An 18,380-nucleotide genomic window follows, 5' to 3' on the forward strand; every position below is an offset into this window, starting at 1 on the left:
TGCCGTGGACACCACCGCTGCCGCACCGACCCCGGCGACCGATGACGCCCTGGAGGAGCACCGTCGCCTGGCGGAGGACGTCGAGGAGGCGCGCTGGCGCTACTACGTGCTCGACAGCCCGACGCTCTCCGACGCCGACTTCGACCAGCGCATGCGTCGCCTCGAGGAGCTCGAGCAGGAGTTCCCCGAGCTGCGGACGCCGGACTCGCCGACCCAGAAGGTCGGCGGTGCGGTGTCCACCGAGTTCACGGCGGTCGACCACCTGCAGCGCATGGAGAGCCTCGACAACGCCTTCTCCCACGAGGAGCTGGCGGCCTGGCACGCCCGGCTGGCGCGCGACGGGGTCGCCGACCCCGCGCTGCTGTGCGAGCTCAAGGTGGACGGGCTGGCGATCAACCTCCTCTACGAGGACGGCCGCCTGGTGCGGGCCCTGACCCGGGGCGACGGCCGCACCGGCGAGGACGTCACCCCCAACGTGAAGACGATCGACTCCATCCCCCACCGGCTGAGCGCGGCGGAGGGCTTCCCGGTCCCAGCACTGCTGGAGGTGCGGGGCGAGGTGTTCCTCCCGGTGGAGGCCTTCGAGCGCCTCAACGCGGCGATGACCGACGCCGGCAAGCCGGTCTTCGCCAACCCGCGCAACGCGGCCGCCGGATCGCTGCGCCAGAAGGACCCGCGGGTCACGGCCACCCGGGCCCTCGGGATGGTCTGCCACGGCATCGGGGCGCGCGAGGGCTTCGAGCCGGGGTCGCAGTCCGCGGCGTACGACGCCCTGCGCGCCTGGGGGCTGCCCACCTCCGACCGGGTCCGGGTGCTGCCGACGCTGCGGGAGGTCGAGGAGTTCATCGCCCACTACGGCGAGCACCGCCACGACGTCGAGCACGAGATCGACGGCGTGGTCGTCAAGGTCGACGACTTCGCGCTGCAGCGGCGGCTGGGGTCGACCAGCCGGGCACCGCGCTGGGCGATCGCGTTCAAGTACCCGCCCGAGGAGGTCAACGCCGAGCTGCTCGCGATCGAGGTCAACACCGGCCGGACCGGCCGAGTCACGCCGTTCGGCCGGATGGTCCCCACCCGGGTGGCGGGGTCCACCGTGGAGATGGCGACGCTGCACAACGCCCACGAGGTCAGGCGCAAGGACGTGCGACCCGGCGACACCGTCATCCTGCGCAAGGCCGGTGACGTGATCCCCGAGATCGTCGGTCCGGTGCTGGCGCTGCGGCCCGAGGGCACGCCCGAGTGGGTGATGCCGACCGAGTGCCCGGCCTGCGGCACCACGCTGGTGCAGCAGAAGGAGGGCGACAAGGACCTGCGCTGCCCCAACCACCAGAAGTGCCCGGCCCAGGTGCGCGAGCGGATCTTCCACGTCGCCGGGCGGGGAGCCTTCGACATCGAGGGCCTCGGCTACGAGGCCGCGGTCGCGCTGCTCGAGGCGGGCGTGGTCACCGACGAGGGTGACGTGTTCGACCTCGACGAGGCGGCACTGCGCCGGGCCCCGCTGTTCACCCGCGCCCCGAAGAAGGGCGAGGGCGACCAGCCGGTGCTGTCGGCGAACGGCCAGCGGCTGCTCGACAACCTCGGCAAGGCCAGGCAGGTGCCGCTGTGGCGGGTGCTGGTGGCCCTCTCGATCCGGCACGTCGGGCCCACGGCGGCGCGGGCGCTGGCCACCGAGTTCGGCTCCATGGAGGCGATCCGGGCCGCGACCGAGGAGCAGCTCGCGGCCGCCGAGGGGGTGGGGCCGACGATCGCGGAGTCGGTGATCGAGTGGTTCGGCGTCGACTGGCACCGCGACATCGTCGACAAGTGGGAGCGCGCCGGGGTGTCCCTGGCGGACCAGCGCGACGAGTCCACGCCGCGCACGCTGGAGGGGCTGACCCTCGTCGTGACCGGCTCGCTGGTCGACTTCAGCCGCGACGGCGCCAAGGAGGCGATCATCGCCCGCGGCGGCAAGGCGTCCTCCTCGGTCTCCAAGAAGACCGACTACGTCGTGGTCGGGGACAGCCCGGGCTCCAAGGCCGACAAGGCCGAGCAGCTGGGCGTGCCGGTCCTGGACGAGGCCGGCTTCAAGACGCTGCTCGAGGGCGGCCCGGACGCGCTGTGACGCCCCGGCCGCAGGTCAGGGGCTGCAGAACGACGCGTGCAGGGCGCGGATCACGGCGAGCGCCGGTCCCGACGCGAGGGTGTAGCGCACGTGCTGGCCGACGCGGTGGCAACGCACCACGTCCGCCTCGCGGAGGACGGCCAGGTGCTGGGAGAGGGCCGACTGGCTCAGGTCCAGGGCCCCGTTGAGCTCGGCCACCGTGTGGTCGCCCCCGAGCAGCAGGCAGCAGATCACGAGGCGCTTCTCGTTCGCCAGCGTCTTGAGCAGGCCGCTGGCCTCGCCGCGGTGCGCCACCATCGCCGCCGCGTCGATCCCGGTGCTGTCCTCCATGCGCCCTCCGCGACTAAGACATTAGAGAAAACTAATATATCCTTGGGGGGACCGCACCGACGCACCCGCGCCGGTCCCGATCGATCGGAGATCCGTGAACCTCGACCGTGCCGTCCTGTCCCTCACGGAGCCATGATCCTCGTGAGCGCGCTCCTGGCCGCCCTCGTGTCGCCGTGGTGGCTGCTCCTCACGGCGTTCGTCGGCCTCAACCTGCTCCAGTCGAGCATCACCGGCTTCTGCCCGGCCGCCTCGATCTTCCGCCGTCTCGGTGTCTCCAGCGGCTGCGCCTTCCGCTGATCCTGCCGCGCAGGGCCGGGGGTCAGCCGGTGTCGGCGGCGAGGATCTGCTCCCTGAGGATGTCGCCGTGGCCCGCGTGCCGCGCCAGCTCCTCGACCATGTGCACGTAGATCCAGCGCAGGGTCAGTGGTCCGCGCCGGTTGTGCACCGCCAGGTCGTCCAGGTCGTACGCCGCGGCGATCGCGTCGGCCTCCGCCCACGCCCGGCGGTACCCCGCCAGCACCGACTCGACGGTGTCGCTGTCATCGGTCACGAACGACTCCTGGGCATCCTCGGGGATGCCGGCCTCGGTGCGGGTACGGCCGGCCAGCGAGCAGTGGAACCAGGCCTTCTCGACGAAGGTGGCGTGCTTGACCAGCGCCAGGAGCGTGGTCAGCGAGGGCACCAGCCGGCGCCGGGCCTGCTCCTCGGTCACCCCGTCGAGCAGGGCGGCGATCTCCAGCCGGTTGTCGTGGAGGAACGCCTCGAGCTGCTCGCGCTCGGTGCCGGTCAGGGTGGCTTCGCTGCGGTGGTCGTCGGTCACGGGCGACGACCCTACGGGTCGCAGGGCCGTCGCCTCACCGGGTTTCTCCTCAGGACTCATAGGACCGGCCCGCGAACCGGACGTCCTCGGGAGAGACGCCGCCCCCCTCCGTCGGGACCTCCGCAGACCCGGTCGCACACTCGGCGGTGGACGTCGAGCAGGTGACCACGTGGTGCTTGCGGAGGGTGAACAGGTCGCCGCCGGGAGTCCAGCCGTAGTCGTACGACGCGCCGTCGATCGTCACGTGGCTGCCCGTGTCGACGTCGTACACCTCGAAGCTGTTGTCGTCGACGTCGAACAGCATGGCGGACCGGCCGTCGGGCGACAGGTCCAGGTAGCCCGACCCGTGGCGGGGCAGGTCCAGGAGCGTCTTCCCGGTGGCGACGTCCACCACCGCGACACGGGTCCTCGTGGCGGTGACCGCTCGTCCGCCCTGCACGTCGGGGTAGCCCGGCGGCACGGTGGTCGTGGTGGCGACCTCGCCGGTGCGCCAGTCGACGGCGTAGGTCACCTTGTCGGTCCCGACGTACGCCGTGTCGCCGGCCAGGGCGACCGGAGGGCCCGACCAGCCGCCCCAGGTGAGGTCACCGGGCACGGTCACGTCGGCGACGTTCTCGTCGGTGGTGACGTCGTGGACGAGCAGGTGCACGGTGCCGCGCTCGACCGTGGTGTAGGCGAGGTAGGGCTGGCGCGGGTCGACCCCCGGGACGTTCTCCTCGGTCACCACCGACAGCGGCTCCTCGGTGCCGTCGGGGGTGACCAGCGAGAACCGCTGCGGCCCGCCGCCGTCGCTGAAGTTGTTGTTGCCGTGGCGGACCAGCAGCCCGGCCGAGGTGAAGTACATCGACTTGATCGCCTTGTCGTCGATGGTGGTCCGGTGCTCGCCGCCGTCGTAGAACACGGTGGTGCCGACCGCGAAGACCGCGCCGTCGCCCGTGCTGGGCCCGGCCGGCTCGACGGCGCGATCGTCGTGCCGGAGGACGTTCGTGGTGAGGACGGCACCCGAGCCGACGACCGCCACGACCGCGAGGGCCGCCGCGACCCCGGCCGCGCGGCGCCGGCGGCGCAGCGAGCGGCCGCGGGCCAGCACGGTCGGGGCGGACGGGGGCGGGATCTCGAGGCCGGACGCCTCGTCGTGCAGGAGGGCGCTGAGGCGCTCAGTCATGGTGGGCTCCCAGGGTCTGGGGGACGACGGAGTCCCCGAGAAGTGCGCGGAGGCGGGCGAGGGCGTCGGAGGTCTGGCTCTTCACGGTGCCCTCGGAGCAGCCGAGCGCGGCGGCGGTCTGCGCGACGCTGAGGTCCTCGTAGTAGCGCAGCACGATGGCGGCGCGCTGCCGCGGGGGCAGCTGGGCCAGCGCGTCGACCAGCAGCGGCCGATCCGTGAGGTCGTGCTCGTGGGCCCTCTCCGGCAGCGCCTCGGAGGGACGCTCGTTGCGCCAGGACCGGCGGCGGAACCACGACGAGGCGGTGTTCACCATCGTGGTCCGGGCGTACCCCGTGGCGGCGTTGAGGTCACGGACCCGGTGCCAGCTGGCGTAGGTCTTGGCCAGCGCCGACTGGACGAGGTCCTCGGCCTCGGCGTGGTCGCCCAGCAGGAGGTACGCCGTGCGGTACAGCGAGGACCAGGACGCGTGCACGAACTCGGTGAACTGCTCGTCGGTGACGCGGGCGTCGGACGGCGGTCGTCCGGTCAGGTGGGGCATCGACTCTCCTCGGGCTCGGTCACCTGTTCAGATGCGGCGAGCCGCCGATCGGTTGGGACCCGTCCTCGATCTCGCGCGCCCGCGATCGTGCGCGGTCAGGCGCTCGCGGTCAGGCGCCCGCGATCAGGCGCACGGCCTCGGGGTGGTCGTGCAGGCGCTGGGCCAACGCCTGCTCCACGACGCTGACCGCCTGCGGGGCCGCGCCGCGCACGGCCAGCACCCCGCCCAGCCAGCCGCGGGTCTCGGCGTACACCGTCGGGTCCTCGGTGAGGAGCGCGCCGGCGACACAGTCGATGACGTGCGGGACGAACGTCGCCAGCACCACGCGCCAGTCGTCCGTCGCGAGGTCGCGGTCGGCGTGCCCGAGCCCGAGCGCGGCATCCGTGGCCAGGAGGACGTCCCGGCTGATCGTGTCGCTCTCCGCCTCGATGCTGCGGGCCTCGAAGGCGCCCGGGTGCCGCAGCGGGCCGGCCGACGGCACGTGCAGCGGGAGCGCGGTCACCACCTCCAGGACCACCTCCGGCGAGCCGGCGTACGCCGTGGCCCCGAGCCGCTGAGCGCGGCGGCCGTCGTTGCCGAAGGCGCGCCCGCCCAGGACGACGGGGGTCCCGGTGCCCCGCACCGCCTCGACCTGTCGGCGTACCCGTGGAAGCGAGGAGGTGAGCGAGGCACTGAGCAGCACGGCGCGGGGGCCGGTGTCGAGGATCGCGCTGACGAGGTGGTCGCGCGACGTGCTCGCGCCGAGCTGGGTGACCCGGCAGCCCCGGGCCCGCAGCATCAGCGCCACCACCATGGCCGGCAGGGCGTGCCACTCGCGCTCGACGCAGGCCACGGTCAGCACCGGGCCGGAGACGGGCGTCGGCACGTCCGCGCCGAGGCGCCGCACCACCGCCAGGCCGACCGCCGTCGCGGCGTGCTCACGGGCGACGGTCCACTCGTTCGCGGCCCACAGGTCGCCGACCCGCCGCTGGGCCGCGACGACGAGGTCGGCGAGCACCTCGGGCAGCGGCACCCCGCGGTCGCGGCTCGCGGCGGCCGCGGCACACGCGGCGCGCTCGTCACCGGCGGCCACGGCGGTCCAGTAGGCGTCCAGCTCGGCGCCCGCGACCGTGGCCGTCGGCGTGGTCACGATGGTTCCGGACTGAACTGCACCGCGAAGATGGCGATGTCGTCGTGCGCCCGTTCGCCGAGATGGTCGGAGACGGCGACGGCGACCGACTCGATGAGCGCCGACGGTGGCAGCCCGCCGAACCCGCGCAGGGCGTCGCGCAGGCGGCGGTCGCCGAACAGGTCGTCCACGCCGCGCGCCTCGGTCACGCCGTCGGTGTAGACGAGCAGCGAGTCCAGCGGACCCAGGGTGACCTGCGCCTCGGTGTAGGTGACGCCGTCGAGCAGCGCCAGGGCCACGCCCTCGGTCGCCACCTCCTCCAGGGTGCCGTCGGCCCGGAGCAGCAGCGCCGGCGGGTGTCCGGCGTTGGCCAGGTCGACCCGCAGCCGGTCCCCGTCGGGGCGGAGCCGGGCGCAGACCCCGGTGGCCATGCCCTCGGAGAACTCCTCGGCCTCGTTCACCAGCACCGTGTTGGTCAGTCCCAGGATCCAGCCGGGGGAGCGGTCGACGTGCGAGGCGGTACGGACCGCGTTGCGGATCCGCTTGGCGTGGACCGCCGCCTCCACGCCCTTCCCTGCGACGTCGCCGCACAGCAGGATCAGGTCGTCGTCGGCGCCGTGCACGTCGAGGAAGTCGCCGCCGAGCTCCTGCGACTGGTGCGCGACGCGGTAGTACGTCGCCAGCCGCAGCCCGGGCACCTGCGGCAGGTCGGTGGGCGCCAGCGAGCGGCGCAGCACCGAGGCGACGTACCGGCTCTCGGCGACCACGAGCGTGGCGTCGAGGCCCACCGCGACGCGGGCCGCGAGGTCGTCGAGGAAGTTCTGTGCATCGCCGAAGCCGAAGCCGGGGGCGCGGCCGATGACCAGCACGCCGAAGGAACGGCCGCGGGCGGTGAGCGGGAGCACGGCGAGCTGTTCGCAGCCCAGCGCGTCGACCTCGGCCGCCAGCTCGGGGTCCGGCAGGAAGGCGGCCAGCGCCCGGCGGCGGGGAGCCCCGGACTTGGGCAGCACCACGTCGTCGTGCAGGCCGCGGCGCAGGGCGTTCTCCAGGTCGGCCGGCGTGCCGTCCACGACGCGGGAGGCGGTGTTGTGGACGGAGCCGCCCTGCACGGCGCCGGAGACCAGCTGCCACTGGCCGGTGCGCACCACCACCTGCGCCACGTCGACCATGTCCTCCAGCAGCACCGAGACCAGGGTCTCGAGCGCGCGCTGGGGGTTCTGGATGGCCGAGACGGTGCGGGAGAGCCGGAGCAGGAACTCGGCCCGGGTGGAGGCCTGGGCGAGCCGGGCGCGCGGCTCGGCGGAGCGTGACTCGGCGAGCAGGCGCGCGTGTCGCTCACGAACCGAGGTCGTCAACCGGTTGCTCCCGCCGTTGCGCACAGCCCGAGTGGCGCATGCGTCCGGTGGAGTCTAGGTGCCGGTGGTCGCGATCCGCGCGTCTTCAACACCCCTTCCGGCAAGTTACGCCCTAAAGGGTGAAGGCCCTCGCAGGTAGCATTCCCCGGATGTTCCGCCCCACCAGCCCGGCCCGGCCCGAGCGCCGTCACCGCCGTGACCGCCAGTCCTGGGCATGGGTCTCCGTCGTGATCGGGCGAGGCGCCGCGGTGGCCGTCGCGGGCGGCCTGGTCCTGGCCGGCCTGGTCGTGGGCGCCGTGCTCCTCGGCAGCCCCGACCCGGGCAGCCGACCGCTGCGAGCCGAGCCCGGGTCCCGCGGCGCGGGGGACGGGCAGGGGGACCGGGCCACGGCGGGCCCGAGCGCCCCGGCGACCACGGCGCCGATGGGCGGGCCCGAGCCCTCGTCGCCGGCGCGCAGCCCGCAGGCCACCCCGGCCGCGCAGCCCCCGGAGACGTCCCCGTCTGCGCAGCCCGCCCCCTCGGCACCGACCACCTCGCAGCCCACCAAGCGCCACGGGAAGCCGCAGAAGGACAAGCCGCACCCGACACCGGGCCACGGATCCACCCACGGGCCGGGCAAGCCGTGACGGCCGGGGGGCAACGCCGCGACCGGCTCTCCTAGGATTGTGCGCATGCCTGACATCACCCGTGACGAGGTCGCGCACCTGGCGAACCTCGCCCGGATCGACCTCTCCGACGCCGAGCTCGACCACCTCGCACCGCAGCTGTCGGTGATCCTCGAGTCGGTCGCCTCGATCAGCGGGGTCGCCGGCGACGACGTCCCCCCGACCTCGCACGCGCTGCCGCTGACCAACGTCTTCCGCGACGACGTGGTGCGCCCCGGCCTGACCGCCGAGCAGGCGCTCTCCGGTGCCCCCGCGCAGGAGCAGCAGCGGTTCGCCGTGCCCCGCATCCTCGGGGACGAGCAGTGATCCGGCGTACGGCGGCCGAGCTCGCCGACGCGCTCGCGGCGGGGGAGACGACCTCGGTCGAGATCACCCGCGCCCACCTCGACCGCATCGCCGAGGTCGACGGCGCCGTGCACGCGTTCCTCCACGTCGACGCCGAGGGCGCACTCGCCCAGGCGGCCGCCGCCGACGAGCGCCGCGCCGCGGGCACGCCCGCCTCGGCGCTCGACGGCGTCCCGATCGCGGTCAAGGACGTGCTCGCGACCCAGGGGCTGCCGACCACCTGCGGCTCGCGGATCCTCGAGGGCTGGGTCCCGCCGTACGACGCCACGGTGGTCGCGCGCCTGAAGCAGGCCGGCCTGCCGATCCTCGGCAAGACCAACATGGACGAGTTCGCGATGGGCTCCTCCACCGAGCACTCGGCGTACGGCCCGACCCACAACCCGTGGGACCTCGACCGGATCCCCGGCGGGTCCGGCGGTGGCTCCGCGGCCGCGGTCGCGGCCTTCGAGGCGCCGCTGGCCATCGGCACCGACACCGGCGGCTCGATCCGCCAGCCCGGCGCCGTCACCGGCACGGTCGGCGTGAAGCCGACGTACGGCGGGGTGTCGCGCTACGGCCTCGTCGCGCTGGCCAACTCCCTCGACCAGGCCGGTCCGGTGACCCGGACGGTGCTGGACTCCGCGCTGCTGCACGAGGTCATCGGCGGCCACGACCCCCTCGACTCCACCAGCATCGACCAGCCGCTGCCCTCCCTCGTCGAGGCGGCCCGCCACGGCGCGGCCGGCGACCTGACCGGCGTGCGCATCGGCGTCGTGAAGGAGCTCGGTGGCGAGGGCTACCAGGCCGGCGTGCTCGCGCGCTTCCAGGAGTCGGTCGACCTGATGGTCAAGGCCGGCGCCGAGGTCGTCGAGGTGTCCTGCCCGAGCTTCGTGCACGCGCTCGCGACCTACTACCTGATCCTGCCGGCCGAGGCCTCCAGCAACCTCGCGAAGTTCGACGCGATGCGCTACGGCCTGCGGGTGCTGCCCGACGACATCGAGAACCCCAGCGCCGAGGAGGTCATGCGGGCCACCCGCGACGCCGGCTTCGGCGACGAGGTCAAGCGCCGGATCATCCTTGGCACCTACGCGCTGTCCAGCGGCTACTACGACGCCTACTACGGCCAGGCGCAGAAGGTCCGCACGCTGATCAGCCGCGACTTCGCCGCGGCGTTCGAGAAGGCCGACGTGCTGGTCTCGCCGACGGCGCCGACCACCGCGTTCAAGCTGGGCGAGAAGCTCGACGACCCGATCGCGATGTACCTCAACGACCTCGCGACCATCCCCGCCAACCTCGCCGGCGTCCCCGGCATCTCGGTGCCCAGCGGCCTCGCCGAGGAGGACGGCCTGCCGGCCGGCGTACAGATCCTCGCGCCGGCGCTGGCCGACGACCGGCTCTACCGGGTCGGTGCCGCGCTCGAGGCGGCCCTGCTGGAGCAGTGGGGGAGCCCGCTGCTGGACAAGGCCCCTGATCTCGACAAGCTCGATCGACGAAGCGGAGTGTCCCGATGACCGCCGACATCCTGGTCCCGTTCGACGAGGTGCTGGAGCGCTTCGACCCGGCGCTGGGCCTGGAGGTCCACGTCGAGCTGAACACCGCGTCCAAGATGTTCTGCGGCTGCCCGACGGAGTTCGGCGCCGAGCCGAACACCCAGGTCTGCCCGACCTGCCTCGGCCTGCCGGGCGCGATGCCGGTGGTCAACGGCAAGGCCGTGGAGTCGGCGATCCGGATCGGCCTCGCCCTCAACTGCGAGATCGCGGAGTGGTGCCGGTTCGCCCGGAAGAACTACTTCTACCCGGACATGCCGAAGAACTTCCAGACCTCGCAGTACGACGAGCCGATCGCGTTCGAGGGCTTCATGGACGTCACGGTGCCGAACGAGGGCGGCGACGACGAGACCTTCCGGGTCGAGATCGAGCGCGCGCACATGGAGGAGGACACCGGAAAGTCGCTGCACGTCGGCGGTGCCACCGGGCGCATCCACGGCGCGGAGTACTCCCTGGTCGACTACAACCGGGCCGGCATCCCCCTGATCGAGATCGTCACCAAGCCGATCCTCGGCGCGGGGGACAGGGCGCCCGAGATCGCCAAGGCGTACGTCGCACAGCTGCGGGAGCTGATCGTCGCGCTGGGCGTCTCCGACGCGCGCATGGACCAGGGCTCGATCCGCGCGGACGTGAACCTGTCGCTGTCGCCGAAGGGCTCGGGCGTGCTCGGCACCCGCACCGAGACCAAGAACGTCAACTCGCTGCGCTCGGTGGAGCGCGCGGTCCGCTACGAGATGTCACGGCACGCCGGTGTGCTCGACGAGGGACACAAGATCCTCCAGGAGACCCGGCACTGGCACGAGGACACCGGGATCACCACCAGCGGTCGTGAGAAGTCCGACGCCGAGGACTACCGGTACTTCCCCGAGCCCGACCTGGTGCCCGTCGCCCCGTCGCGCGAGTGGGTCGACGAGCTCCGCGGCACACTGCCGGAGAACCCCACCCAGAAGCGCGCCCGGCTGCAGGCCGAGTGGGGCTTCTCCGACCTCGAGATGCGCGACACCGTGGGTGCCGGCGCGCTCGGCCTGGTCGAGGAGACCATCGCCGCCGGGGCCACGCCGCAGGCGGCTCGCAAGTGGTGGCTCTCGGACATGGCCCGGCGGGCCAACGAGGCCGGCGTCGAGCTGACCGCGCTCGCGGTGACGCCGATCGACGTCGCCCGGGTCCAGGCACTCGTGGACGAGGGGAAGATCAACGACAAGCTGGCCCGTCAGGTCTTCGACGGCCTGCTCGCCGGTGAGGGCACCCCCGACGAGATCGTGGAGGCCCGCGGGCTGGCGATCGTGTCCGACGACGGCGCGCTCGGCGCCGCGGTCGACAACGCGATCGCCGCGAACCCCGACGTGGCGGACAAGATCCGTGACGGCAAGGTCGCCGCCGCCGGCGCCCTGATCGGCGCGGTCATGAAGGAGATGCGCGGCCAGGCCGACGCCGGCCGGGTCCGCGAGCTGATCCTCGAGAAGCTCTCCTGAGCCGAGTCGGCGCAGTTTGACGCCGAGACCCTGCCGAGGCGGCGCAGTTTGACGCCGTGACGGTGCCGAGGCGGCGCAGTTTCACGCCCGTGTCCGGGACAACTGCGCCGACTCGGCGGTTCGGGCGGGTGCAACTGCGCCGACTCGGCGGCTCGGACACGGTGCGGACGGCCCTGACGGGTGGGGTCGGTCCGTTGGTAGGCTGCCGCCACCATTCATCACGCCCGCACTGGGGAAAGCCGGTCCAAGTCCGGCGCTGACCCGCAACCGTAGGCCGCCCCACGTCCCCGCCGATCCCGGCAGGACAGGGGCTGCGAGCCGGAGCACCCGCTGCGACGCGTCCTGATCACACGCTGTCGAGGAAAGCAGCGGTGGCGCTCACGGGCATCGTCCTGAGTTCCCCGCTGTGCAGCGGAAAGGAACCCCCGATGTCCCAGCACGACCCCACCCCTGCCGGCGACCCGGCTCGCAACCGTCGAGGCACCCGAGTGCGGACCGCCCTGGCCTTGGGCGCCCTGGCCCTCGCCGTCTCCGCGTGCGGCTCCTCGGACTCCGACCCGACACCGGCCGCCGCGTCGTCGGAGGAGCACGACACCGCGGCGCTGGACGCCGGCGCAGCCTGGCTGGACGACCAGGTGACCGACGGCGTGGTGCACAACGACCAGTACGACCTCGACGACTACGGCCTGAGCATCGACGTCGCCCTGGCCCTGCACGCCGTGGACGACCAGCCGGACACCGTCCAGGCCGTCAGCGACCAGGTCGCGAAGCACGTCGGCGAGTACACCTCCCCGGGCTACGGCACCGTCACCTCCGCGGGCGGCACCGCCAAGGCGCTCGTGCTGGCCCAGGCCGCCGGCGCCGACCCCACGTCGTACGGCGGCACGGACCTGGTCGCCCAGCTGGAGGACACCGTGGCCGACCGGGGCCCGGTCGAGGGTCGCCTCCAGGACGCCCTGGACAAGAAGGAGGCCAGCGCCACCGACTACGCGAACGTCGTCGGCCAGGCGTACGCCGTCACCGGGCTCGACGCCGCGGACAGCGACGAGGCGGCCGCGGCCACCGACTTCCTGGTCGCCCAGCAGTGCGAGGACGGCTGGTTCCGGCTGGACTTCACCAAGGACACCGGTGCCGCGGACCAGAGCTGCGACGGGGACCCCTCGAGCAAGCCCGACCTCGACGCCACCGCGTTCGCCGTCCGGGCGCTGGCTGCGGACGACTCGGCGGAGGCCACGGCCGCGGTGGACGCAGCCGTCGCCTGGCTGGGGGAGCAGCAGGCGTCGGACGGCTCGTTCGGCGGCGGCGGCAGCGCGTCGACGACGGCGAACAGCAACAGCACCGGCCTGGCCGGCGCGGTGCTCGCCGACGCCGGGGAGACGGCCGCGGCCGAGAAGGCCGCGACCTGGGTCTTCCGGCACCAGGCGGTCGACTGCGACCGGTTCGACGCGGCCGACGTGGGGGCGATCGCCTACGACGACGCGAGCCTGACGGCCGCGGCGAAGAAGGGCATCACGGCCAAGACCTCCGACCAGTTCCGGCGCGCCGGCTCCGAGGCGCTCCCGGTGCTGCAGTGGCTGCCCGCCGGTGCGACCGAGGGCGAGCAGGTCGGGTCCTGCTGAGGTGAGACCCGTGGGCAGCCTCGTGCGCAGGGCCGTTGTCGTCATGGTGACGGCGGCGGCGGCCCTGCCCGCTGGGCCCGCACCGGCGTCCGCGGCCGCAGCGAGCTGCGCCGCCGGGCACGGGGTGACCGTCGTGGTCGAGTTCAACGAGCTGGGCAGGGACGACCTCGATGTCTGCGACGAGGCCGGTGGCGGTCGGACGGTGGCCCGGCTGCTCGAGGCCAACCGCCTGCCGCTGACCTACGTGCAGCGCCAGCCCGGGTTCGTCTGCCGGGTGGCGGGCCTGCCCGAGCAGGACCCGTGCGTGAACACGCCCCCGGACGACGCCTACTGGTCCCTGTGGTGGTCCGACGGGTCCTCGGACACGTGGAGCTACGCCACGACCGGGGTCGACAGCCTGGAGGTCCCCGACGGCGGTTCGGTCGCGCTGGCCTGGGACGGCGACGAGGGCGAGGTGCTGCCGGCCACGCCGCCGGGTGCGCCCGCCGCCCCGGCCCCGCGCACCGACGTCCGGGCCGATGCCGCCGCGACCTCCGGACGGGTCAGCCGGGACGACGGCGGCCTCCCGGCCTGGGTGGCCCCGTCGGCCGTCGGCCTGCTGCTGGCCGCCGCGGCGGGGACGGCCGTCGTACGCCGCCGGCGAGGGACCCCGCGACCGTGACCGGCCGACTCCCGCGCGACCTGCACCCCGTGGCCTGGTGGCTGTGGGCCATCGGGCTGGCCACGGCGGCGTCCATGACCACCAACCCGTTCGCCCTGCTGCTGCTCGTGGCGGTGGCGACGGTCGTGGTGGTCGCGCGCCGGTCCGACCAGCCGTGGGCGCGGTCCTTCCGGCTCTACGTCGGCATGGCCATGGTGATCGTGGTCCTCCGGGTGGTCTTCCGGCTGGCCTTCGGCGGCGGGTACGCCGGCGCCGTGCTGCTCGACCTCCCCACGGTCCCGCTCCCGGACTGGGTGGCCGGGGTGACCCTGTTCGGTCCGGTGACCCGGGAGTCGCTGCTCGCCGGGCTCTACGACGGGCTCCGGCTCGGCACGATCGTGGTCTGTGTCGGCGCGGCGAACGCGCTGGCCAACCCCAAGCGGCTGCTCCGCTCGGTCCCGCCGGCGCTCTACGAGATCGGCACGGCCCTGGTCGTCGCGGTGACGGTGCTGCCGCAGTTCGTCGACAGCGCCCGCCGGGTGCGTGCCGCCCAGGGCCTGCGCGCGGGGGAGACCGGACGTGTGGGCCGGCTGCGTCGCTTCCTGGTGCCGGTCCTCGAGGACGCCCTCGAGCGGTCCCTGGCGCTCGCGGCCGGCATGGACGCGCGCGGCTACGGCCGGTCCGCCGGCCTCAGCCCTGCCCGCCGCCGGCTGACCGGCGGTCTGATGCTGGTCGGTCTGTGCGGCATCTGCGTCGGTGTGTACGCCGTGCTCGACCGGACCGCGCCGCGCTACCTGGCCGTGCCGATGCTGGTCGTGGGCGCCGCCACGGCGGTGGGTGGCCTGCTCAGCGCCGGCCGCCGGGTCGAGCGGTCGCGCTACCGCCCGGACCCGTGGCGGTGGCCCGAGCTCGCCGTGGCCGGCTCCGGCGTCATCACCGCGCTCCTCGCCTGGTGGGTCTCGCGGCACCAGGTGCCGCTCGCCTTCCCGGACCTCTCGACCTTCCCCCAGGTGAGCGCCGTGTCGTTGCTCGGTGCGCTGGTCGCGCTCGGCGGTGGCCTGTGCGCACCGCCGCCGACCACGCCGTACGCCGTGCAGGTCCCGGCCCGGCAGGAGGTGGCGGCGTGATCGAGCTGCGTGGCATCCGCTTCGCCTACGACGCGACCCCGGTGCTCGACGGGGTCGACCTGACCATCGACGAGGGTGAGCTGGTCCTCGTCTCCGGACCCACCGGCGTCGGCAAGTCCACGCTGCTGGGCGTCGTCACCGGGCTCGTGCCCCGCTTCAGCGGCGGCCACCTCGAGGGCGAGGTGCTGATCGACGGGGTCAGCGTCGCCGGCCGGCCGCCGCGCGAGCGCGCCCACGTCGTCGGGTACGTCGGCCAGGACCCGGCCGCGGGCTTCGTGACCGACACGGTCGAGGAGGAGCTGGCCTACGGCATGGAGCAGCTCGGGCTGCCACCGGAGACCATGCGGCGCCGGGTCGAGGAGACCCTGGACCTGCTCGGCATCGCCGACCTGCGCGCCCGGGCGCTGCGCACGCTCTCCGGGGGCCAGCAGCAGCGGGTCGCCATCGGTTCGGTGCTGACCATGCACCCGCGGCTGCTCGTGCTCGACGAGCCCACCTCGGCCCTCGACCCGACCGCGGCGGAGGACGTGCTCGCCACGCTCACCCGGCTGGTGCACGACCTCGGGGTCTCCGTGCTGCTGGCCGAGCACCGGCTCGAGCGGGTGGTCCCCTTCGTGGACCGGATGTGCCTGATGACCGGCGACGGAGCGGTGCGTGTGGGCGAGCCCGCCCACCTGCTGGCCACGTCCCCGGTGGTGCCGCCGATCGTCGAGCTGGGCCGGGCTGCCGGCTGGCACCCGCTGCCGCTGAGCGTCCGGGACGCCCGTCGCCGCGCCCGCGGGCTCGGCGAGCGGCTGGTCAGCCCGCCGCTCCCGGACGACCTGCCCTCGGGCGCCGCCCTCGAGGCGCAGAGGGTGACGGTCGTGCACGGCCCCACGGTGGCGCTCCGTGAGGTCGACCTCACCCTGCGCGCCTGCCGGGTCACCGCGTTGATGGGGCGCAACGGGTCGGGCAAGTCGTCGCTGATGTGGGCGCTGCAGGGCAGCGGCCGCCGCAGCACCGGCGACGTCCGCGTGGGCGCGCTGGACCCGGCCCGGCTCGACCCGGCGGGCCGGCGCGGGCTGGTCGGCCTGGTGCCGCAGGCGGCCGCCGACCTGCTCTACCTGGAGACCGTGGCCGAGGAGTGCGCCGCGGCCGACGGCGGCACCGGCGAGTGCCGCCGGATTCTCGACCGGCTGGTCCCGGGGATCCCCGACGACCAGCACCCCCGTGATCTCTCCGAGGGGCAGCGGCTGGCGCTCGCCCTGGCCCTGGTGCTCGCGGCCCGGCCCCACGTCGTACTCCTCGACGAGCCGACCCGCGGGCTCGACTACGCCGCCAAGCACGTGCTGGCCGGGATCCTGCGCGACCTGGCCGCAGACGGGCACGCGGTGCTGGTGGCCACCCACGACGTGGAGTTCGTGGCGCTGGCCGCCGACGACGTCGTGGTCCTGGCCGACGGCGAGGTCGTCTCCTCGGGGCCGGTACGCCGCGTGGTCGCCGAGTCGCCCGCCTTCGCCCCGCAGGTCACCAAGGTGCTGGGGGTGCCGTGGCTGCGGGTCGACGAGGTGGTCGCCGCGCTGGACGCGTCATGAGCCGGCCCGCGGTCGCGCTCGCTCCGCGAACTGCGCTGGTCCTCGGCGTGGCCTCGCTCGCCGGGCTGATGATGCTGGCCTGGCCGCTGCTGGTGCGGGTCCCCGGGCACGCCCGGGTGGACCCGCCGTTCCTGTTCCTGGTGCTGCTCCCGGTGGTGATCGCGGTGGTGCTCGCCGAGGTCGGTGAGGGCGGGATGGACCCGCGGGTGCTCGCGGTCCTCGGGGTGCTGAGCGCGGTCAACGCGCTGCTGCGGGGGCTCTCCGCGGGCGTCGCCGGCGTGGAGCTGGTGTTCTTCCTGCTGATCCTCGCCGGCCGGGTGTTCGGCCCCGGCTTCGGCTTCGTGCTGGGCTGCACCTCGCTGTTCGCGTCGGCCCTGATGACCGCCGGGGTGGGGCCCTGGCTGCCGTTCCAGATGCTCGTCTCGGCCTGGGTCGGGATGGGGGCGGGGCTGCTGCCGCGCCGGGTCACCGGCCGGGCCGAGATCGCGATGCTCGTGGCGTACGGCGTGGTCGCGGCGTACGCGTTCGGCCTGCTGATGAACCTCTCCACCTGGCCCTTCGCGCTGGGCATCGACGTGCCCGGTCACGAGGGCTCGCTGGCCTTCGTCCCCGGTGACCCGCTGCTGGACAACCTGCAGCGCTTCGGCGTCTACACGCTGCTCACGTCCACGGGCAGCTGGGACACCGGACGAGCGATCACCAACTCCGCTGCGATCATGGTCCTCGGCCCCGCCGTCCTGACCACCCTGCGCCGGGCGGCCCGCCGGGCCACCGTCACCGGCACGGTGGGGGAGCCGGTCGATACTCCGTGACGCTCTGGTTGCGGACAAGCGGTTGTCCACGACCAGAACGTCACGGACTATCCGTCGAACCCGGGTCCACCAGCAGGATCCGGTCGTCCCCGGCGACCGGGGCGCCGCGGCCGTCCCGGTTGCTGGTGGTCACCCAGAGCCGCCCGTCGGGCGCCACCGCGACGGTGCGCATCCGGCCGTACTTCCCGACGAAGAAGTCGGTGGGGTCCGCGGCGTGTCCGCCGCCGACGTCGATGCGCCACAGCCGCTGGCCGCGCAGCGAGCCGAGCCAGAGACGGCCGTCGAGGTAGGCCAGCCCGGACGGTGAGGCGACCGCCGGGTCCCAGACCACCTGCGGGTCGGTGAGCCCGGCCTGCCCGCCGCGGCCCTCGACCATCGGCCAGCCGTAGTTGTCGCCCGGCTCGATCAGGTTGAGCTCGTCGAAGGTGTTCTGGCCGAACTCCGAGGCCCACAGCCGGTCCCGGTCGTCGAACGCGAGCCCCTGGACGTTGCGGTGCCCGTAGGACCAGATAGGCGAGTCGGGGAACGGGTTGCCGGGCGCCGGGTCGCCGTCGGGCGTGATCCGCAGGATCTTGCCGCCGAGCGACGCCTTGTCCTGCGCGAGGCTGCCCACGCCGGTCTCGCCGGTGGAGGCGTAGAGGTAGCCGTCCGGCCCGAACGCGAGCCGGCCGCCGTCGTGGATGAAGCCGTTGGGGATGCCGTCGAGGACCACCTCGAGCGGTCCCAGCCGGCCGCGGGTGTACGTCGCCCGCACGATCCGGTTGTCCTCCGGCGTGGTGACGTAGAGGTAGAGCAGGTGGTCGGTGCCGAAGTCGGGTGACACCGCGATCCCGAGCAGTCCGGCCTCGCCCGCGGGGTCGGCGGCGTCGATGGTGGCGACCTGCTCGACGGTGTGGTCCGGGCCGTGGATGCGCAGCAGCCGCCGGGTGTCGCGCTCGGTGACGACGGCGTCCCCGTTCGGCAGGAAGGCCAGGCCCCACGGGACCGCGAGGTCCGTGGCGATGGTGCCGACCACCCGCGGAGGTCGGGCGGGCCGGGGAGTCGACGACATCGAGCTCGGCGGTGCCGAGCTGGTCGACGGCGCCGGGCTGGCGGTGAGCGTGTCTCCGGGCTTTCCACCGTCGTCCGTGCAGCCCGCGAGCGCCAGTGCTGCGACCACCGTCAGCACCACGCCCGGGCGCAT

Annotated in this window: 18 protein-coding genes; 11 read left to right on the top strand and 7 right to left on the bottom strand. The window is 73.9% G+C overall.

Annotated features, from left to right (window positions below; translation table 11 throughout):
• The first annotated feature begins 4 nt into the window (after positions 1-4).
• Positions 5-2,101: an NAD-dependent DNA ligase LigA gene (gene ligA / locus ABD268_RS18065; protein ID WP_344155516.1), complete on the top strand. Its 2,097-nt coding sequence runs from the start codon at positions 5-7 to the stop codon at positions 2,099-2,101.
• Positions 2,102-2,116: 15 nt separating this feature from the next.
• On the opposite strand, the gene ABD268_RS18070 is transcribed toward ligA, so the two are convergent.
• Complete coding sequence (locus tag ABD268_RS18070) at positions 2,117-2,431, bottom strand: ArsR/SmtB family transcription factor (protein WP_344155519.1); 315 nt, start codon at positions 2,429-2,431, stop codon at positions 2,117-2,119.
• A gap of 141 nt (positions 2,432-2,572) precedes the next feature.
• On the opposite strand from ABD268_RS18070, the gene ABD268_RS18075 reads away from it, so the two are divergent.
• A complete protein-coding gene (locus ABD268_RS18075) occupies positions 2,573-2,728 on the top strand; it encodes a YgaP family membrane protein (RefSeq protein ID WP_344155522.1) in 156 nt (51 codons plus the stop codon).
• Between the two features lie 22 nt (positions 2,729-2,750).
• Here ABD268_RS18075 and ABD268_RS18080 read toward each other — a convergent pair whose 3' ends face one another.
• The 5 genes from ABD268_RS18080 to ABD268_RS18100 all read right to left on the bottom strand — a co-directional run bounded on the left by ABD268_RS18080 (position 2,751) and on the right by ABD268_RS18100 (position 7,417).
• Positions 2,751-3,251 (bottom strand): DinB family protein, encoded by a 501-nt coding sequence (locus tag ABD268_RS18080; protein WP_344155525.1) that lies wholly within the window; start codon positions 3,249-3,251, stop codon positions 2,751-2,753.
• Positions 3,252-3,300: 49 nt separating this feature from the next.
• On the bottom strand, positions 3,301-4,416 hold the full coding sequence (locus ABD268_RS18085; RefSeq protein ID WP_344155528.1) for a hypothetical protein: 1,116 nt from the start codon (positions 4,414-4,416) through the stop codon (positions 3,301-3,303).
• A complete protein-coding gene (locus ABD268_RS18090; protein ID WP_344155532.1) occupies positions 4,409-4,954 on the bottom strand; it encodes a SigE family RNA polymerase sigma factor in 546 nt (181 codons plus the stop codon). The genes ABD268_RS18085 and ABD268_RS18090 overlap by 8 nt, the downstream gene beginning before the upstream one ends.
• A gap of 109 nt (positions 4,955-5,063) precedes the next feature.
• The gene (locus ABD268_RS18095) at positions 5,064-6,083 is read right to left on the bottom strand and encodes a cobalamin B12-binding domain-containing protein (protein WP_344155534.1); all 1,020 of its coding nucleotides are present in this window, start codon (positions 6,081-6,083) and stop codon (positions 5,064-5,066) included.
• A complete protein-coding gene (locus ABD268_RS18100; RefSeq protein ID WP_344155536.1) occupies positions 6,080-7,417 on the bottom strand; it encodes a PP2C family protein-serine/threonine phosphatase in 1,338 nt (445 codons plus the stop codon). Before ABD268_RS18100 ends, ABD268_RS18095 begins: the two co-directional genes overlap by 4 nt.
• A gap of 149 nt (positions 7,418-7,566) precedes the next feature.
• Here ABD268_RS18100 and ABD268_RS18105 point away from each other — a divergent pair, with 149 nt between their 5' ends.
• From ABD268_RS18105 to ABD268_RS18145, 9 genes are all read left to right on the top strand, one after another.
• Positions 7,567-8,043, top strand: a complete 477-nt coding sequence (locus tag ABD268_RS18105; protein WP_344155539.1) for a hypothetical protein — start codon at positions 7,567-7,569, stop codon at positions 8,041-8,043.
• 45 nt (positions 8,044-8,088) lie between these two features.
• Positions 8,089-8,388 (top strand): Asp-tRNA(Asn)/Glu-tRNA(Gln) amidotransferase subunit GatC, encoded by a 300-nt coding sequence (gene gatC, locus ABD268_RS18110; protein ID WP_344155542.1) that lies wholly within the window; start codon positions 8,089-8,091, stop codon positions 8,386-8,388.
• A complete protein-coding gene (gene gatA / locus ABD268_RS18115) occupies positions 8,385-9,917 on the top strand; it encodes an Asp-tRNA(Asn)/Glu-tRNA(Gln) amidotransferase subunit GatA (RefSeq protein WP_344155545.1) in 1,533 nt (510 codons plus the stop codon). The genes gatC and gatA overlap by 4 nt, the downstream gene beginning before the upstream one ends.
• Positions 9,914-11,425 (top strand): Asp-tRNA(Asn)/Glu-tRNA(Gln) amidotransferase subunit GatB, encoded by a 1,512-nt coding sequence (gatB, locus tag ABD268_RS18120; protein ID WP_344155548.1) that lies wholly within the window; start codon positions 9,914-9,916, stop codon positions 11,423-11,425. Before gatA ends, gatB begins: the two co-directional genes overlap by 4 nt.
• Positions 11,426-11,853: 428 nt before the next feature.
• On the top strand, positions 11,854-13,044 hold the full coding sequence (locus tag ABD268_RS18125; protein ID WP_344155551.1) for a hypothetical protein: 1,191 nt from the start codon (positions 11,854-11,856) through the stop codon (positions 13,042-13,044).
• Between the two features lie 10 nt (positions 13,045-13,054).
• Entirely contained in the window at positions 13,055-13,705 is a 651-nt protein-coding gene (locus tag ABD268_RS18130) for a hypothetical protein (RefSeq protein ID WP_344155554.1), read from the top strand.
• Entirely contained in the window at positions 13,702-14,811 is a 1,110-nt protein-coding gene (locus ABD268_RS18135) for an energy-coupling factor transporter transmembrane component T (protein ID WP_344155557.1), read from the top strand. Before ABD268_RS18130 ends, ABD268_RS18135 begins: the two co-directional genes overlap by 4 nt.
• Positions 14,808-16,385 (top strand): ABC transporter ATP-binding protein, encoded by a 1,578-nt coding sequence (locus ABD268_RS18140; RefSeq protein ID WP_344155560.1) that lies wholly within the window; start codon positions 14,808-14,810, stop codon positions 16,383-16,385. The genes ABD268_RS18135 and ABD268_RS18140 overlap by 4 nt, the downstream gene beginning before the upstream one ends.
• The gene (locus ABD268_RS18145; protein WP_344155563.1) at positions 16,382-17,197 is read left to right on the top strand and encodes an ECF transporter S component; all 816 of its coding nucleotides are present in this window, start codon (positions 16,382-16,384) and stop codon (positions 17,195-17,197) included. The genes ABD268_RS18140 and ABD268_RS18145 overlap by 4 nt, the downstream gene beginning before the upstream one ends.
• Before the next feature lie 40 nt (positions 17,198-17,237).
• Here ABD268_RS18145 and ABD268_RS18150 read toward each other — a convergent pair whose 3' ends face one another.
• Entirely contained in the window at positions 17,238-18,380 is a 1,143-nt protein-coding gene (locus tag ABD268_RS18150; RefSeq protein WP_344155566.1) for a PQQ-dependent sugar dehydrogenase, read from the bottom strand.

It is taken from the genome of Nocardioides koreensis (assembly GCF_039531775.1).
Lineage (GTDB): Bacteria > Actinomycetota > Actinomycetes > Propionibacteriales > Nocardioidaceae > Nocardioides > Nocardioides koreensis.

What these genes read in the sequence shown, in the direction of transcription:
- gatC (WP_344155542.1), top strand. Translation starts at nt 8,089, where the DNA reads ATGCCTGACATCACCCGTGACGAGGTCGCGCACCTGGCGAACCTCGCC.
- ABD268_RS18150 (WP_344155566.1), bottom strand. Translation starts at nt 18,380, where the DNA reads ATGCGCCCGGGCGTGGTGCTGACGGTGGTCGCAGCACTGGCGCTCGCG.
- ABD268_RS18145 (WP_344155563.1), top strand. Translation starts at nt 16,382, where the DNA reads ATGAGCCGGCCCGCGGTCGCGCTCGCTCCGCGAACTGCGCTGGTCCTC.
- ABD268_RS18090 (WP_344155532.1), bottom strand. Translation starts at nt 4,954, where the DNA reads ATGCCCCACCTGACCGGACGACCGCCGTCCGACGCCCGCGTCACCGAC.
- ABD268_RS18125 (WP_344155551.1), top strand. Translation starts at nt 11,854, where the DNA reads ATGTCCCAGCACGACCCCACCCCTGCCGGCGACCCGGCTCGCAACCGT.
- ABD268_RS18085 (WP_344155528.1), bottom strand. Translation starts at nt 4,416, where the DNA reads ATGACTGAGCGCCTCAGCGCCCTCCTGCACGACGAGGCGTCCGGCCTC.
- ABD268_RS18105 (WP_344155539.1), top strand. Translation starts at nt 7,567, where the DNA reads ATGTTCCGCCCCACCAGCCCGGCCCGGCCCGAGCGCCGTCACCGCCGT.
- gatB (WP_344155548.1), top strand. Translation starts at nt 9,914, where the DNA reads ATGACCGCCGACATCCTGGTCCCGTTCGACGAGGTGCTGGAGCGCTTC.
- ABD268_RS18070 (WP_344155519.1), bottom strand. Translation starts at nt 2,431, where the DNA reads ATGGAGGACAGCACCGGGATCGACGCGGCGGCGATGGTGGCGCACCGC.